Annotated in this window: 11 protein-coding genes; 3 read left to right on the top strand and 8 right to left on the bottom strand. The window is 65.3% G+C overall.

The annotated features are described in order from the left end of the window. The first annotated feature begins 536 nt into the window (after positions 1–536). On the top strand, positions 537–1736 hold the full coding sequence (locus G0A00_RS14105) for a replication initiation protein (RefSeq protein WP_164180615.1): 1200 nt from the start codon (positions 537–539) through the stop codon (positions 1734–1736). A gap of 24 nt (positions 1737–1760) precedes the next feature. Here the strand turns inward: G0A00_RS14105 and G0A00_RS14100 are convergent, their stop codons facing one another. The 7 genes from G0A00_RS14100 to ectA form a co-directional block, all read right to left on the bottom strand. Further along, positions 1761–3002, bottom strand: coding sequence for an MFS transporter (locus G0A00_RS14100; RefSeq protein WP_164180613.1), 1242 nt, complete (start codon positions 3000–3002; stop codon positions 1761–1763). A 249-nt stretch (positions 3003–3251) separates the two neighbouring features. Further along, a complete protein-coding gene (locus G0A00_RS14095) occupies positions 3252–4487 on the bottom strand; it encodes a saccharopine dehydrogenase family protein (RefSeq protein ID WP_066111298.1) in 1236 nt (411 codons plus the stop codon). A gap of 41 nt (positions 4488–4528) precedes the next feature. Beyond that, positions 4529–5620: a carboxynorspermidine decarboxylase gene (locus G0A00_RS14090; RefSeq protein ID WP_164180611.1), complete on the bottom strand. Its 1092-nt coding sequence runs from the start codon at positions 5618–5620 to the stop codon at positions 4529–4531. Positions 5621–5924: 304 nt separating this feature from the next. Further along, positions 5925–7349 (bottom strand): aspartate kinase, encoded by a 1425-nt coding sequence (locus tag G0A00_RS14085; protein ID WP_066111294.1) that lies wholly within the window; start codon positions 7347–7349, stop codon positions 5925–5927. Positions 7350–7352: 3 nt separating this feature from the next. Beyond that, positions 7353–7745: an ectoine synthase gene (locus G0A00_RS14080; RefSeq protein WP_164180609.1), complete on the bottom strand. Its 393-nt coding sequence runs from the start codon at positions 7743–7745 to the stop codon at positions 7353–7355. A 4-nt stretch (positions 7746–7749) separates the two neighbouring features. Next, positions 7750–9039 (bottom strand): diaminobutyrate--2-oxoglutarate transaminase, encoded by a 1290-nt coding sequence (gene ectB, locus G0A00_RS14075; RefSeq protein ID WP_164180607.1) that lies wholly within the window; start codon positions 9037–9039, stop codon positions 7750–7752. Positions 9040–9100: 61 nt separating this feature from the next. Continuing rightward, positions 9101–9637 (bottom strand): diaminobutyrate acetyltransferase, encoded by a 537-nt coding sequence (ectA, locus tag G0A00_RS14070; RefSeq protein ID WP_066111288.1) that lies wholly within the window; start codon positions 9635–9637, stop codon positions 9101–9103. Between the two features lie 215 nt (positions 9638–9852). Between ectA and G0A00_RS14065 the strand changes: the two genes are divergently transcribed. Beyond that, the gene (locus tag G0A00_RS14065; RefSeq protein WP_164180605.1) at positions 9853–10353 is read left to right on the top strand and encodes a MarR family winged helix-turn-helix transcriptional regulator; all 501 of its coding nucleotides are present in this window, start codon (positions 9853–9855) and stop codon (positions 10351–10353) included. A gap of 24 nt (positions 10354–10377) precedes the next feature. Here the strand turns inward: G0A00_RS14065 and G0A00_RS14060 are convergent, their stop codons facing one another. After that, the gene (locus G0A00_RS14060) at positions 10378–14112 is read right to left on the bottom strand and encodes an AAA family ATPase (RefSeq protein WP_164180603.1); all 3735 of its coding nucleotides are present in this window, start codon (positions 14110–14112) and stop codon (positions 10378–10380) included. A gap of 326 nt (positions 14113–14438) precedes the next feature. On the opposite strand from G0A00_RS14060, the gene G0A00_RS14055 reads away from it, so the two are divergent. Continuing rightward, positions 14439–15722 (top strand): hypothetical protein, encoded by a 1284-nt coding sequence (locus G0A00_RS14055; protein WP_164180601.1) that lies wholly within the window; start codon positions 14439–14441, stop codon positions 15720–15722. Positions 15723–15726: the final 4 nt, after the last annotated feature.

Here is a 15726-nt window from a genome sequence, read left to right as displayed (position 1 = left end):
GGGTCTGGCGAAGTTAACCAGCTTGAGACCCTAAGTCCTCTAAATATGGATCATTCTGGCACATCGGCACCAGATGTTTGAGAGTATTTGGATCTTCTTTTGAATCTTTAGGCTGTAGAAAATTCATAGTTACAAACACTTACGTGGCCTAGGGTGCCTGCGTCCGGGTTAAAGGGCATCCGATTCCGGGACCAAAGGCACCCATTTCCGGGATCAAGGGCCCCGATTCTCGGGTTCCCGAGTCCCAGAGCCTTAATCAGTGTCGATTTTCCCCGTCTTAGGGTCTTTTCGCCACGAATCGGACTCGCCCTGCCCGGCCCCGGATCCGAGGAATCCCGCAAATGGATACCTTTCCTGACCCCGCCAAAACCATGGGTACCCGTTTCCGGGAATGCCCTGAGGTGCCAGAGAGCCACTTGCCCGTGGATACCTTTTGGCCGATCATAGCCGCAACCGGACCATGGCGACTCGCCTCCACGCGCCCGGAGCCTTGAGGATCGAGACTGGGGCCCGACGGCCCGGAAAGCGAGAGCAGAATGGACGACATTCCCCGCGAGCGGCTGAGCGGCCCCCTGCGCCGCGGCGCGGTCAAGAAACACGTGGCGGCGATCCACGTTTCGGGCAAGCTGACGCTGTTGCAGCGCAAGCTGTCGAACGTGCTGCTGCTTAACGCTTACGACACGCTGACCTCGCAGAGTCGTCACCAGATCGACGCGCGCACCCTGTGCCTGATGATCGGCTACAATTCGAACGACATGGAGACGCTGAAACAGTCTCTGCGTGGCCTCGCCGAGACGGTGGCGGAATGGGATATGCTCGATGAGAAGGGTCAGCAAGAATGGGGCGTCAGCTCGCTGCTCAGCTACGCCAAGCTCAAGGGCGGTATCTGCGAGTATGCCTATTCCCCGGCACTGGCCGAGAAGCTGCACGATCCGAAGGTCTTTGCGCTGATCAACCTCAACATCCAGCGCCGCTTCACCTCGGGCCACGCGCTGGCGCTTTACGAGAACTGCTACCGCTTCGTGCGCACCGGCTCCACCGGCTGGTGGTCGCTCGATCTGTTCCGGCGGCTCATGGGGGTTTCCGACAGTCCCTATTACGAGGTCTACAAGCAGCTCAACGCCAAGATCATCAAGCCCGCGGTGGCCGAAGTGAACAAGACCTCGAACATCATGCTCACGCCTGAGACCCGCAAGATGGGCCGGACGGTGACCGACATCCGCTTTCTGATCACCGAGAACCCGCAACTGGCGATCCTCGATCTCGACGATGGCGAGGGGCTGCGCAACTCGGACCTCTATGCGCAGCTGCGCGAGCTTGGCGTTTCGGACCGTCTGGCGCGGCAGTGGCTGGGCGAGCATGGCGAGAAATATGTGGCCGAGAAGCTGGATTTCGTGACCGGCCGCGAAGGCGTGAAGAACGCGGTGGGTTATCTCACCAAGGCGCTGCGCGAGGATTACGGCGCGGCGGAGGTTTCGCGGCGAAACCCTCCGAAACCGTCAACGCTGCGCGCGCGGCGGCTGGAGCGCATCCGCGATCTGGCGGCGAGCCGCAAGCCGACGCAGCGGGATGCGGACAAGCTTTTGTTCATGGGTCGGCTGTCGGGCGCGGCGCGCGACGATTTCGAGCGCCACGGCTGGATGTCGGCGCTGAATGCCGAGGCGATCGTGGCGTTCTGGGAAGAGCTGTCGCCCGGCGCCTTCGAGGATATCGAGGCTGAGAGCGAAAAGGGCTGACCACGGCGGTCAGCCCGAGAGGCCTCAGCGCGCGCCATGGGCCAGCTTTGCCGCTTCGGGACGGCGGCGCAGGATTAGCATCGCGGCGGTGCCGATCACCGGGCCGGGTAGCAGGAAGAGGAAGGCCCATTGCCAGCCGCCGATCGCGGCGGCGAAAAGCGGCAGCAGCCAGATCGCCACGACGGTGAGCGCAAAGCCGAGGCCCATCTGCAGCGCCAGCGCGGTGCCGACAAAATGCGGCTCGGCCAATTCAGTGACCGCGGCAGAGAATTGCGCGCTGTCGCCGATGACGCTGATGCCCCAGACCAGCGCCAGCAGCGCCAAGAGCAGCGGCGGACCATCGAAGGCAAAGCCGATCAGTGCCGCGCAGCCGCCCGAGACAAGCATCATCCCGGCGCAGGTAAAGCAGCGTCCGATCCGGTCGGACAGCCAGCCGCCGAGCAGGCAGCCGAGCGCGCCGCTGGCGACCACCACGAAGCTGAGCATCGAGGCCGTGCCGAAGGGGAAGGGCGCGAGGCCGCCCGATTGCGCGGCGGCGGCGAAGGCAAGGAACCATGCCCACATTGCGTAAAGCTCCCACATGTGACCGAAGTAGCCTAGGTTGGCGAGCAGAAGTGGACGGTTGGTAAACACGGCGAGCGACTGTCTTGGGTCGAAGGTGGCGCGGCCAAAGCCATGCGGCCCTTCGCGTAAGGTACCCGCGAACAGGATGGCCGAAACAAGCGCCGCGCCGGAGGTTCCCCAGACCACGCTGTGCCAGTCGATGCCTTCGGTCAGGGCGCGGATGAGGTGCGGCATCGACGAGCCGAGGGTCAGCGCGCCGATCAGAAAGCCGAGCGCCAGACCGCGCCCCCGGACGAACCATGTGGCCATGAGCTTGAGGGCAGGGGGGTAGACCCCGGCCAGCGCGACGCCGGTGGCAAAGCGCGCGGCGATGGCGCCGCTGGGTCCGGTGAACAGCAGCGCCAGATTGGCCAGCGCGGCAAGCAGCGCGGCAGCGGTCATCAGGCGCTTCATCGGCAGGATGTCCGGCAGGTTGACGAGCGACGATCCCACCGCGCCAACCACGAAACCAAGTTGCACCGCATTGGTGAGCCACGCCGCCTGCGCCGGGCTGAGGCGCCATTCGGTGATCAGCTCGGGCACGATGGCGGTGGCCGAGAACCATGTGGTCAGAACGCCGACGACGCCGAGGCAGATCACCGCGAGCATCGGCCAGCGACCGGCGGCGGCGGGCGGGGCAGGGGAGGGGGACGCGGGGCTCATGCGGGCGGCCTTTGTTCTATGGTCTTGGAAGGCGCACTGTGCCGGAGCGGGCCTTGGGGCGCAATTGGTGGGGGCGGAAAGGGGGCGCTGCCCCCTCTTGGCCGGAGCCCAATTCACCCCCGGCGTATTTTCAAAGAGAAGAAGCGGGGAGGGGGGCGCGGGTGTGCTGGCTGGGGCTGAAACGAAGAACGCCCCGAAAGCTTGGCTTCCGGGGCGCGAATTTTGGGATTTTACTTTTTGGTCAGACGCTTACGCGTTCCAGGCGCGGTCGCCCTTGGCATCCTTGACGCGGGTCGGCAGGCCGATGTCGTCGAGGATGGTGAAGAAGGGCTTGGGGTCGAGCTCTTCGACGTTCTTCATCGTCTTGGCGTCCCACTCACCGGTGGCGACCAGCATCGCGGCGGCGACCGGCGGCACGCCGGCGGTGTAGGAAATGCCTTGGCTGCCGACCTCATTGTAGGCGTCCTTGTGGTCGGCGACGTTGTAGACGAACATCTCGACCTCTTCGCCGTCCTTCACGCCTTTCACCAGATCGCCGATGCAGGTCTTGCCGGTGTAGTCAGGCGCCAGCGACGACGGATCGGGCAGCACGGCCTTGACCACTTTGAGCGGCACCACTTCGAGGCCCTCGGCGGTTTTCACCGGCTGCTCGGACAGCAGGCCGAGCGATTGCAGCACGGTGAAGACGTTGATGTAATGCTCGCCAAAGCCCATCCAGAAGCGCACGTCGGCCTGCGGGTAGTTGGCCGAGAGCGAATGCACCTCGTCGTGGCCCGACTGATAGGCGCGCTGGGTGCCGACGACCGGCAGATCCCAGTCGCGGCCCGAGGCGAACATCGAGGTTTCCTTCCACTGCTGGTCTTCCCAATAGTAGACGGTGCCGGTGAACTCGCGGAAGTTGATCTCCGGGTCGAAGTTCGTGGCGAAATACTTGCCGTGGCTGCCGGCGTTGATGTCGACGATGTCGATGCTTTTGACCTCGTCCATCTGGTCGATGGCGAAACGCGCGAAGGCGTTGACCACGCCCGGATCGAAGCCGGCGCCGAGGATCGCGGTGACGCCCTTTTCAGCGCAGAGGTCGCGCTTTTTCCACTCGTAGTTGGCGTACCACGGCGGGGTCTCGCAGATCTTCGCCGGGTCTTCGTGGATGGCGGTGTCGATATAGGCGGCACCGGTCTCGATGCAGGCGTCGAGCACATACATGTTGACGAAGGCGCTGCCCACGTTGATCACGATCTGCGCGCCGGTCTTGCGGATGAGATCGGCCACGGCGGCGCTGTCCATCGCATCGACCTGATGAGCCTCAAGAACGCCCTCGGTTTTCATGGCGCCCTTTTCGCGCACCGACTCAAGGATCGCCTCGCACTTCGAAAGCGTCCGGCTGGCGATATGGATCGCGCCAAGCACATCGTTGTTCTGAGCGCATTTATGCGCCACGACCTGAGCGACGCCGCCTGCGCCGATGATGAGAACGTCTTTTTTCAACTCAAAGGACCTCCATTTTGTCCGTCTGATCCGCGCGGCGCTCAGGAGAGCGCGTCGCGGAAGTCTTCATAGGTGAAGCCGCGCACCAGCCGCTCGCTGCCGTCGAGCTCGCGGATGGCGATGGCGGGCATCTGCACCCCGTTGAACCAGTTCTTTTTGACCATCGTGTAACCGGCGGCATCCTGGATCGAGAGCCGGTCACCGGGTTTGAGCGGGGCGGGGAAGTTGAACTCGCCGAAGATATCGCCCGCGAGGCAGGATTTGCCGCAGACCATCCACGGCTGATCGCCGCTTTCGTCCATCTTGGCGCTTTCGCGGTAGATCAGCAGGTCTAGCATATGCGCCTCGATCGAGCTGTCGACGATCGCGAGGTTCTTGCCGTTGAAGAGCGTGTCGAGCACGGTGACCTCCAGCGTGGTCGAATTGGTGATCGAGGCTTCTCCGGGTTCAAGATAGACCTGCACCTCGTTTTCGCCAGCGAAACGCTTGAGACGCTCGGCGAGACGGTCGAGCGGGTAGCCCTCGCCGGTGAAATGGATGCCGCCGCCGAGGCTGATCCATTTCATCTGGCGGATGAGATGGCCGAAGCGCTGCTCGATGGAGCCGAGCATGTTGTCGAAGCGCTCGAAATCGTCGTTTTCGCAGTTGTTGTGGAACATGAAGCCGCTGACCTGCTCGAGCACCGGCTCGATGTCCGCAGGGTCATGCTCGCCGAGGCGCGAGAAGGGGCGGGCGGGGTCGGCAAGATCGAAGCCCGAGGTCGAGACGCCCGGATTGACCCGCAGCCCGCGGGTGTGGCCGCGGCTCACCTCTTCGAAACGCTGCAACTGCGCGGCGGTGTTGAAGATCACCTTGTCGGAGCTTGCCAGAACCTCGTCGATCTCGTGATCGGCCCATGCCACGGAATAGGCGTGGGTCTCGCCGGGGAATTTTTCCCGGCCCAGCTTCACCTCGAACAGCGAGGAGGAGGTGGTGCCGTCCATATACTCGCTCATCATGTCGAAGACCGACCACGTGGCGAAGCATTTCAGCGCCAGCAGCGCCTTGGCGCCCGAGGTCTCGCGCAGATGCGCGATCTTTTCCATGTTGGGCAGCAGCCGCGACTTGTCGATCAGGTAATAGGGCGTCTGCATCTGGTCACCTCCGGACAGCGAAACACGGGGAAGAAACGGCAAGAACCCGTCCCACTATAGTGCAAATCTGGCGAGAACAATGCCCTGCGGCATATGGCAGGGGGATGACGGCATGGGAGCGCGGCGGCAAAAGTCTTGGAAAGAGACTTGCGGCGCGGTCCGGTTTGCGGTCTGGCGCGCGCTCGGGGCCACGGTCTGGGCCACGGTCTGGGCCACGGTCGAGGACGTCGGGGCTTGGGGTAAAAAAGGGCAGCCCGAAGGCTGCCCTCAGTCGGTCGAATGGTCCCTGTTGGACCGCGCAGGCTCAGGCGGCCGATTTCAGCTTCTTCGCCTGCGGTGTCACGAAGGCGCCGTGCAGCGCGGCGATGACCGGGTCGAGGTCGTCGCGTTCAAGGATGTACTGCACGTCGACGTTGCGCGGGCCCTGCGTGGCGCCGATCGACTCGTAGCCGGCTTCGGCGATCGCCTGCAGGCCGCGGGTCAGCACCGACAGGCCCTTCAGGTCGCGACCGATGACCGAGGCCATCGCAAGCGTGCGCGAGCTGATCTTGGCCTGCGGATAAAGCTCCGCCAGATCCTTTTCCACCCGGCGCATCGTCTTCAGCGAGCTGTCCAGATAGTGGGTGATCGTATTGGCGTTCGACACTTTCGACACGATGCGCACATCATGACGGGTCAGCACGTCGAGGATCGCGGCGTCATAGCCTTTCACCCCAACCATGTCCTGTTCGAACACCTCCAGCGCAACGATATCGAGGCCGGTGACGATCTCGACCGCGGCTTCTTCGGCCGGTTGGTCGTCGATCAGCGTGCCCGGATCGCCCGGCTCGAACGCATTGGTGACGCGCAGCGGCACCTGCGCCTGACGCAGGGTTTTCGCCGCCTTGGGGTGGATCGCCTCCATCCCCATGTTCGACAGCTGGTCGGCCACGTCGTAGTTGGTGCGGCCCAGCTTGCGGACGTTTTCCGCGCCCACCAGCTTGGGGTCAGCCGAGCTGAGGTGGAACTCCTTGTGGATGATCGCCTCGCGCGCCGACGTCAGTGCCGCCAGCTTCGAAAAGGTCACCTCGGAATAGCCACGGTCGAACTCGCGCATCAGCCCTTCGGTGCACTGGGCATAGCCGGTGACGATGGGCATTTCGCTGGCCGGATCGACCCCTTCGAGCGCCTTGGTGATGCGCTCTTCGAGGGTGTAGTGGCCATCATCGCGCCAGCCCGACAGATCGACGTTGCGGGCGTTCACACCGGCGCGCTGGAGCATCAGCACGGTGACATAGGCCGAATGCGCCTCGCCGAGGCCCGACAGCAGCTCGCGGATCTGCAGCATATGCTCGGACAGCTGGAAGTGCCCGTAGGAGCACAGCCGCTGCAGGTCGATCAGGCAGTTGCGCGCGCCCTCGATACGGTTGCGCACGAAATCGGTCGCCTGCTCGACGTCGCCGGGGTGATCGAGAACCGCTTCATGGGCCTCGATCATCGCCTTCGACACTTCGGTCAGCGCGTCGTGCCAGCCGTGGCCGGAATGGGCGTTGGCGAACTGCCCGTAGACGCCGGGTTGCCCTGACTTCTTGTGTTCGAGCAGCAGGTCGGTGATGCCGCCGAAGGCGGAGACCACGAAGATGCGACCGTAGAGATCTTCGCCCTCGCGGCCGCCGATCAGCAGCGTGTCGCGCAGTTCGTTCAGGCGGGACATGCTCGTCCCGCCGATTTTCTCAACGGTATGGGTCATGGCTTACGCCGTCTCCTCAGCCGGTGCGTAGGACCCGTCTTCGCGGTGCACCTCAGTGCCGGTGACGGGCGGGTTGAAGCAGCAGGCCATGTGCAGCTCTTCTTCCGCACGCAGGATGTGCTTGTCGTGCAGGTTCAGAGCATACATCACGCCGGGCTTGATCTCATGGGTCTCGCCGGTGGCGATATCGGTGATCGAGCCCTTGCCCTTCATGCAGTAGACGCTTTCGAAGTGGTGCTTGTAGTGGAACGTGTGTTCCGAGCCTGCTTCGAGCACGGTGATGTGGAACGAAAAGCCCATGCCGTCATCTGCCAGCAGCATGCGCGTGGAGGTCCAGCGCGCGTCGGCAATGTGCTTGTCGGTTTTCTTCAGTTCGTTGAAATCGCGTACAATCATGGTGTTACTCCGCGGCAATCTTGTGGTTGTTCAGGCAGGCGGCGGTGCTATCGCGCAGGATCTCGAAGCCCTTGCGGAAGGTCTCTTCCGAGGTGGTCAGCGGCGCGAGCACTTTGACGACTTCGTCGTCGGCGCCCGAGGTCTCGATGATGAGACCGCGCTTGAAGGCTTCGGCGCAGATGTCACCGGCCAGATCGCCCGAGACGACGTCGACGCCCCGCATCAGACCGCGACCCTTGAGGTACGCGCCGGGGATCATGTCGGCGATGGTGTTCAATTCGTCTTCGATCAGCTTGGCCTTGGTCGCCAGTTCCGCTTGGAACTTGCCATCGGCCCAGAACTTCTCGAGCGCCACGCGGGCGGTCACGAAGGCATGGGTGTTGCCCCGGAACGTGCCGTTGTGCTCGGCCGGTTTCCAGACGTCCAGCTCCGGCTTCATCAGCAGCGCGGCAAAGGGCAGACCGAAGCCCGAGAGCGATTTCGCCATCGGAATGAGGTCCGGCTCGATGCCCATCTCCTCGAAGGAGAAGAAGGTGCCGGTGCGGCCGATGCCCGCCTGAATGTCGTCGGCGATGAGCAGCGCGCCGTGCTTCTTGGCAAGGCGGGCGATGCCGCGCAGCCATTCGGCAGAGGCGGCGTTGAGGCCACCCTCACCCTGCACCGGCTCCACGAGGAAGGCGGCGGGGGCGTCGAGACCCGACGAGGGGTTCTCGAGCATCATCTCGATCTGCTTCAGCGTATCGACGTCGGGGCCGAAGGCGCCCTCATAGGGCATATGGGTCACGCCCTGCAGCGGCATACCGCCACCGTTGCGCTTGCCCTTGTTGCCGGTCGCCGCCAGCGCGCCCACGGTCATGCCGTGGAAGCCGTTGGTGAAGGCCACGATGTTGGTGCGGCCGGTGACCTTGCGGGCGAGCTTCATCGCCGCCTCGACGGCGTTGGTGCCGGTCGGGCCGACCATCATCACCTTGTGGTCCATGCCACGCGGCTCGAGGATCAGGCGCTCGAAGGTCTCAAGGAAGGCTTCCTTGGTCTCGGTGTGCATATCAAGGCCATGGGCAATGCCATCGCTCATGATGTGCTCGACCAGAGCCGCCTTCATGTCGGCGTCATTGTGGCCGTAGTTCAGCGAGGAACAGCCAGCCAGAAAGTCGATGTAGGTCTTGCCGTTGGCGTCGGTCAGTTCCGAGCCCTTGGCAGAGGTGAAGCTCACCGGGAAGGAGCGGCAGTAGGAACGTGCCTCGGATTCGCGGCGAGCGTAAATAGTCGGGCCGTTAGACGTGTCTTTCGGCATATCAGAAGTCCTTTCTAGGAACTTTGAAAAGATAAGGATGTAGCGATGTAAGGGGGTGCGATCAGGCCGCGGCGCGCAGCGCCTCTTCCTCTTCCGGCAGTTCGATCGTGACCATGTGTTCGGTCGCGTGCATGCCGTCGAAGTGCTCGTCGCGCGTGTAGTGCGGCTCGTCCGAAAGCTCGCCGCCGATAGAGCGGGCGAAGCTGCGGAACAGCCCCCACGACGCATCATTGTCGCGGGTGATCGTCGTCTTCAGTTCAGTTGCGTCCGCGCATTCCTCACGCTCGATCAGATGCGTCAGCATCTTGCGGCCAAGGCCGAGACCGCGGGCCTTGGGGCTCACGGCGACCTGCCAGACGAAGAAGGCGTCTTGGTTCGGGATCATGTGACCCGAAATCCAACCCACCGGCTCGCCGTCGAGTTCGGCCAGCACGCAGGTATCGCGGAAGTGCTCTGCCTGAACGAGATTGCAGTACATCGAATTCTCGTCCAGCGGCTTGCACGCGCGCACGAGATCCCAGATCGCAGCCCCGTCCGTCGCTTCGGGCTTACGCAGCACGGGAGTGCGCGTTTCAGGCTGTGTCATGTCTTTCGGCATTGATCAGGGTCCTCTGGTTCGTTCGTCAATCTAACTAATCGAACAGCGATAAAGTTTCAACCACCGAAGCAGTTTTTACGCTTATAGCGGCTTTTGAGGCCATTTAGCCTCTGAAGTACTAAGTTTTTATGAAGCAAATCCCCTTAGTCTTTCGAATGACCCTGGCAAGTGCTTCGTAGATTGAAGCTTCGGCAGAAAGCTGCCAAAAGATTGCCATGTCCGACCCCGTTCCAGACCGAACCGATCAGAGCCTGATCGCCTTGCGCCGAATCCTGCGCGCTACCGAACTGTACGAGCGCAAGCTCGCGCAGGCTGCTGGCCTGACCCCGGCGCAGCTGCGGGTGCTGCAGATCCTTGCCAAGAAGGACCATGGTGCGACCACGCCCAAGGCGCTGGCGACGCAGATGGGGGTCAGTCAGGCCACGGTGACGGCGCTGGTCGACAAGCTGGTCGCGCGCGCCATGGTTGGGCGCGAGCGCTCGGTGAAGGACCGGCGTCAGACCGATGTGGTGATCTCGGACAAGGGCCGCGAGGCGGTGAGCCAGTCGCCCGATGCGCTGCAGCAGCGCTTTGTCAAAAGCTTCGAGGGGCTGCAGGACTGGGAGCAGGCGCAGCTTGTGGCGTCGCTCGAGCGGGTCGCGGCGATGCTGGACGCGCATGAGATCGACGCCTCGCCGGTGCTGACCATCCGCGACATCCGTCAGGAAGGCCATTAGGCACAGACTTAGCGGGGCCGTAGGCTAGGGCTCGGCGGCGTCCTGCGTCGCCAGCATCTGCTGTGCCTCGGCGATCTCGCCCGCGGCTGTTTGTTCCGGAAGTTCGTGCAGCGCCCGGCGCAGGTCGGCATCGCCATATCCGCGCGCTGCCAAGTCACGGGCAGCACGCACCTCCAGAAGAGCTGCGTTTGAGGCGCGGGCGGCCTTCAGAGCGCCGGTGAGCAAAAGCTGCGGATCGCCGCCGCAGCGCGCCGACAGCCGCAGAAGCTCGGCCTCGAAATAAAGCTCGCCATTGGCGGCGGTGATCTCGCGCGCCTGCTGCAGAAGGCTTTGTGCCGTCTCACGGTCGCCGCCGCGCAGCGCGATCTCGGCCTGCCACGCGCGGGCGTAGGGCAGGGCGAGGCTGGCGCCGGTGGCCAGATAGGCCTCGGTGCCCTTGGTCAGCAGCGCCGCGCCGCTGGGATCGCTCTGCTGGTCGCGGGCGTAGCCGATCACCATCTCGGCCTGCGCGCGCCATTGCGCATAGCCGTGGCGGTCGGCGAGTCGCTCGGCGATCTGGCCGTGATGCAGCGCGGGGCCCGGAGCCTGCAGGAAGTGATGCATCACCCCGGTGAAGACATGAGCGAAGGCCATCGAGAAATCATGCGCATGGGCTTCGGCGGCGGCGATCGCCCCGGCGCTGGCCTGCCGCGCGGCCTCGGGCGCGGCGCAGAGCGCGTGCAGCCAGCATTCGTAACTGCGGGCGCAGACCGAAAGGTCGAGTCCATAGCGCTCGATCTGCGCCTCATGCAGTCCGGGCCGGTGCTGCGCGACCGCCTCGCGGAAGGCGGCGAGCGCTTCGGGCAGATCGCCCGCGTAATATTGCGTGACCCCCAGCGCATAATTCGCCGCCACCTCACCCACCGTATCGCCAAGCTCGCGGCAGAGCGTCAGGTAGCTTTCGGCGATGCGGGTCGCCGTGGCGATGTCGGCGCGCACGACGTAGTAGCTCCATAGACCCCAGTAGACATGCGCCAGTTCACCGCGTTCGCGCGTGCTGTCGGCGAGCTTCAGGGCGCGGGCGTAATTGGCCTCGATCGCGGGGGCACCGAAGCCGTGCAGGGCCAGCAGTTGCGGGCCGCGCAGCAGCAGGTGCTTCAGCTCCAGCGCGGTGGCGTCTTCGGAGGCGGGCAGGCTGCTGGCAAGCTCTGCGGCGCGGGCGAAATGGGCGTCGGCCTCGGTATGGGCGGCGACGCGCAGCGCCTGTTTGCCCGCGGTTTCGAGCAGCGCGATGGCGTCGCGCGGGCGGCCACCCTGTTCGAAATGCCGGGCGATGCGCTCGGCGGGCACGGGCACGGGGGCGGCGGCGAGGATATCGCCAAGGCGGCTGTGCAGCGCCGCGCGCTCGGCCAGAAGAATGGTCTGATGCGCCTGCTCCTGCACCAGCGCGTGTTTGAACTCATAGCGCGCGTCGGCGGCCCGCCCGAGCCGGTAGACCAGATCTAGCTTTTGCAACTCGCGCAGCGTGGGGTCGAGATCCTCGGCCCTCCGTCCGGCGAGCGCTGCCAGCGTCTCGCGGTCGAAGACCCGACCGATCACCGCCGCCTGCTGCAACAGCAGCCGCGCGCCGTCGAGCCGGTCGATCCGTGCGGTGAGCGAGGCCTGCAGGCTGTCGGGGATGCTGCCGTCGGCGCCGGTGGCGGCGGTGTGGACCAGTTCCTCGAGATAAAGCGGGATACCGTCGGAGCGGGCGACGATCTCGGCGATACGGCTTTCGGGCCATGTCTCGGGGCAGATGTCGCGGACCAGCGCGGTCGCCTCGCGCGGGGTCAGCCGGGCGAGCGTGATGCTGTGCATCCGTGGCGGCTTTGGCACGGCGACGCCCTCGGCCTGACGCGAGGTGCCCAGCATCATCAGTGGCAGATCCTCCAGCTCGCGCGCAAGCCGGACGAGCAGCAGCTGCGAGGTGGGATCGAGCCAGTGCATGTCTTCCACGATGAGCAGCAGCGGGCGGCCTTCGGTGGCGGCCAGCCGCAGCAGCGCGGTGATCGCCGAGAGCAGCGCGTCCTGATCGCGCAGCCGCTCGTCGGGCACCGCAGAGAGGCCCAAAAGCGTCGAAAGCACCTGCTCGACCTGTCCAAGGTCGAGGCCGGGACGCCGTTCGAGCCAGTGCCGCAGGCGCGAGCGGCGGGTGCTGTCGTCGGGCAGATCGGCGAAGCCCAGCATCTCTTGCAGGTGCTGAACCAGCGGAAAGAGCACGCTTTTCTGGTGATGCGGCGAGCCGGAGAATTGCAGCAGGCGCGGCGCGTCGGTCAGCGCGCGTTTCTTGAAGTCCGACAGCAGGCGGGATTTGCCGATGCCGGATTCCCCGCGCAGCACGATAACCTGCGTCTCACCTTCGGTCGCGGCGCGCCAGCGGCGCAGCATCTCGTGCAGGTCCTCTTCGCGCCCGGTGAGCCGCGTCAACTGCCGGGTCGCGCCCGAGATGAAGAAGCGGTCGGCATGGTGGCTTTCGCCCAGCACCAGTTGCACCTGAGGGCCGCTGGCCGCATCGCCCACCGGCGACAGGCGGAACTGCCCGCGCAGCGCGTGCTGCATCGCCCCGGCGATGCGGGTCTCCCCCGGACCGGCCTGCAGTTCGATGCGCGAGGCGGTCATCACCGCAGGCCCGGCGACCGAGACCACCGCGCCCTCGCTGCCTTGCTGACCGACCAGCGTCTCGCCCATGGCGAGCCCGGCGCGCAGCGCCAGCGCCCGCCCGCGCGCATCGCGGAAGGGCTGTTCCAGCAGGCCAAGGGCGGCCATCACCGCGCGCTCGGCATCCGCCTCATGCGCGCGGGGGTGGCCGAAGAGCGCGATCATCCGACCATCGGCCTGATCGATGATCTTGCCGCCATAAGCGCCGATGTGATCGCGGCAATGCGCGGCGAAATCGGCCAGAAGCGCCGACAGGCTCTCGGGGTCGCGGTCGAGGTCTTCGGGCAGGGCAAAGCCCAGCACCGCGACGGTCAGTTGCCGCCGCTCGGGGATGGCGCTGCCATCGGGGCGCAGCGGGCCGGTGCTGCGCCCGGTGACCGGCGGGGCAGTGGTGTCGCGGATCTCCTCGAAGAGATCGATCGTGTCGGGGTCGGGCTCGGCGTCGAGCTCGCGGCGCAGCGCGTCGAGGCAGCGCTGATACTGCTGCAGCGCCTCGCCGCGCCGCCCGGTCTGCCAGAAGTGCCGCATGAGCGCGCGATGCGCCTCTTCGTGGGTCTCGTCGATGCGCAGCAGGGCGCGGGCGATGTCGGGCTGGGCGGGATCGTCGAGCAGCGCCTCATACAGCGTGTCGAGCACCCGGTCGCGCAGCTGTTCGCGGTAGAGGCGGCGCCAGTCCTCGAAGGCTTCCGACCGGATGTCGAGCCCGGCAAGAAAGTCGCCCTGATAGACCTCTGCAAGCTCGGCAGCGGCTGCGGGCGAGGGTTTGGCGATCAGCGCCTCGGTGTGCTTGGTGTCGATCTCGATGCGCCGCGAGTCGAGCAGCACCGCCTCTTTGCTGGCCTCGATGCATTCAAGGCCATAGCGCGACAGGGCGCGGCGCAGTACCGAAAGCTCTTGCCGCAGGCTGGCGCGGGCCTGTTCCTCGCCCCGGTCGCCCCACAGCAGAGTGGCGATCTCTTCACGCGGCACGGCGCGGTCGGCCCGCTGCGCGAGGATGGCCAGCAGGGCGAAGGATTTGCGCGAGCTGAGCCGCAGCGGCGTGCCGTCTGCGAGCTGCAACTCGTAGCCTCCAAGCAACCTCAACACGGCCTGCGTCACTTACATCACTCCCCCGGTCCCCAGCGGGCGGTGCCCGGTGCAAGGCGGTGTCGTGCCTGGCCTTGCTGCGGTTTCCGGGCGGCTACTCGCCTTTTGCGATAGTTTTGCGCGGCCCGTGGAACCCTAGGGTATTAAGTCACTACTAAAAATGCGTCTTTACCATTGGGCAGGACGTTCAACGTTACAGAGAGAAATTGCAAGCATTTCCCGAAATGATTGCAGTGGTCTTCGCATGGGATGTGGCGGTCCGGGCATTGCGTGGACGCTGGCGCATGTAGGGCTGGCTTACGAATTGGGGCAAGGAGAGCCGCGTGACGATACCGCAAACACCTTTCAACGGCCTGACCATCGCGGGCCAGCCGGTGGATGATTCCGAGGCCGCCCTGCACGAGGTGGTCAAACATCTGACGGTGCCCGCAGTGCGCCAGTCCGAGGCGGCTTTTGGCGGCAGCGACGCGCAGGCGCTCCGCGCGCTCGAGCTGCCCTTGGCGCGGCAGATCGTCGAGGCGTGGCAGCTGTCCCCGCGGGGACACGCGTTTGCCAGCCTTGCGGATGCGCTTGACGAGATCCGCTTTCGCCTTGCGGCGATCGCGGCGATGAGCCGCTTCAACACCGGCGCCTATGACGTGGATTACTTCAACCCCGACATCCATCTGGTGCCGCGGCTCGGCAGCGCCGGACCGGCGCTCTTGTCGCGCTTCTGGCAGTTCTTTGGTCCCGACGGGGCAAGCGAGGCGCAGTTTGCGCAGGCGCCGGACACACAGGCGGCGCAGGCGATGGCGCCGGTGACGGGGGCGCTGATGCCGTTCCGCGGGGAGTGCGCCGGGGGCTTTCAGATGGCAGTCTATCTGGGGCTGCTGAACGGTCTGGGGGCCGCGCGCTTTGATGAGATGGCCGCCAAATGGCAGCGCATGTATATCGGGCCGTGGCGCATCGGTGAGGCGCAGACGCCCAATCCGGCGACGCTCTTTATGATCTCGGCGCCGCTCGACGCGCCGCCAGTGCCCGGCGATTACCTCTATTTCAAGAACAAGGACGATTACCTGCATTGGGCGCCCGAAGGATTCTGGACCGGGCTCAACGCCATGTACATGGGGATGGATGCGCTTGGCACGCGGCATTACTCGGGCATGGGCGCGAGCTGGCTGAGCGAGACCAACCTGCGCGCCTCGCTGGTCAACGCCTATTACCACGACTGCGCGCCGCATGTGATCGACGATCCCGCCACCGAGGTGCGTTTCACCCAGCGGCGGTTGCTGCAGATCCCGGCCGATATCGAGGCTGCCATGGCTGAGCCCACGACGCCCAAGGGCGGCACCGCCACCCCCACCTCCAGCGCGCTGCTGGCCGCTGGCTTTGCGCCGCAGACGGGCGGGGTTTTTGCCCATCCCGGCACCACGCTGGCCGAGCTTTGCGCGGAGCTTGGCTTTGCGCCCAGCGATCTGCAGCAGGTGCGCAGCGCGGGCATCGACAACACGCCGCACCGGGTGATGCTGGGCGGCGCCATGCTGATCGTCACGCCGGTGGATCCGGGCGGCAGCGCCAGAGACCCCGGCGCATGGGTGCGCGCGCATCTGCGGCTGGACCGAGAGTGACCCT

The organism is Salipiger sp. PrR002 (genome assembly GCF_010500775.1).
GTDB lineage: Bacteria > Pseudomonadota > Alphaproteobacteria > Rhodobacterales > Rhodobacteraceae > Salipiger.
This window is presented reverse-complemented; position numbering and strand designations above follow the sequence as displayed.

Coding starts and splice junctions, on each gene's coding strand:
- G0A00_RS14105 (WP_164180615.1), top strand. CDS start 537: ATGGACGACATTCCCCGCGAGCGGCTGAGCGGCCCCCTGCGCCGCGGC.
- G0A00_RS14100 (WP_164180613.1), bottom strand. CDS start 3,002: ATGAGCCCCGCGTCCCCCTCCCCTGCCCCGCCCGCCGCCGCCGGTCGC.
- G0A00_RS14090 (WP_164180611.1), bottom strand. CDS start 5,620: ATGCAGACGCCCTATTACCTGATCGACAAGTCGCGGCTGCTGCCCAAC.
- G0A00_RS14085 (WP_066111294.1), bottom strand. CDS start 7,349: ATGACCCATACCGTTGAGAAAATCGGCGGGACGAGCATGTCCCGCCTG.
- G0A00_RS14080 (WP_164180609.1), bottom strand. CDS start 7,745: ATGATTGTACGCGATTTCAACGAACTGAAGAAAACCGACAAGCACATT.
- ectB (WP_164180607.1), bottom strand. CDS start 9,039: ATGCCGAAAGACACGTCTAACGGCCCGACTATTTACGCTCGCCGCGAA.
- ectA (WP_066111288.1), bottom strand. CDS start 9,637: ATGCCGAAAGACATGACACAGCCTGAAACGCGCACTCCCGTGCTGCGT.
- G0A00_RS14065 (WP_164180605.1), top strand. CDS start 9,853: ATGTCCGACCCCGTTCCAGACCGAACCGATCAGAGCCTGATCGCCTTG.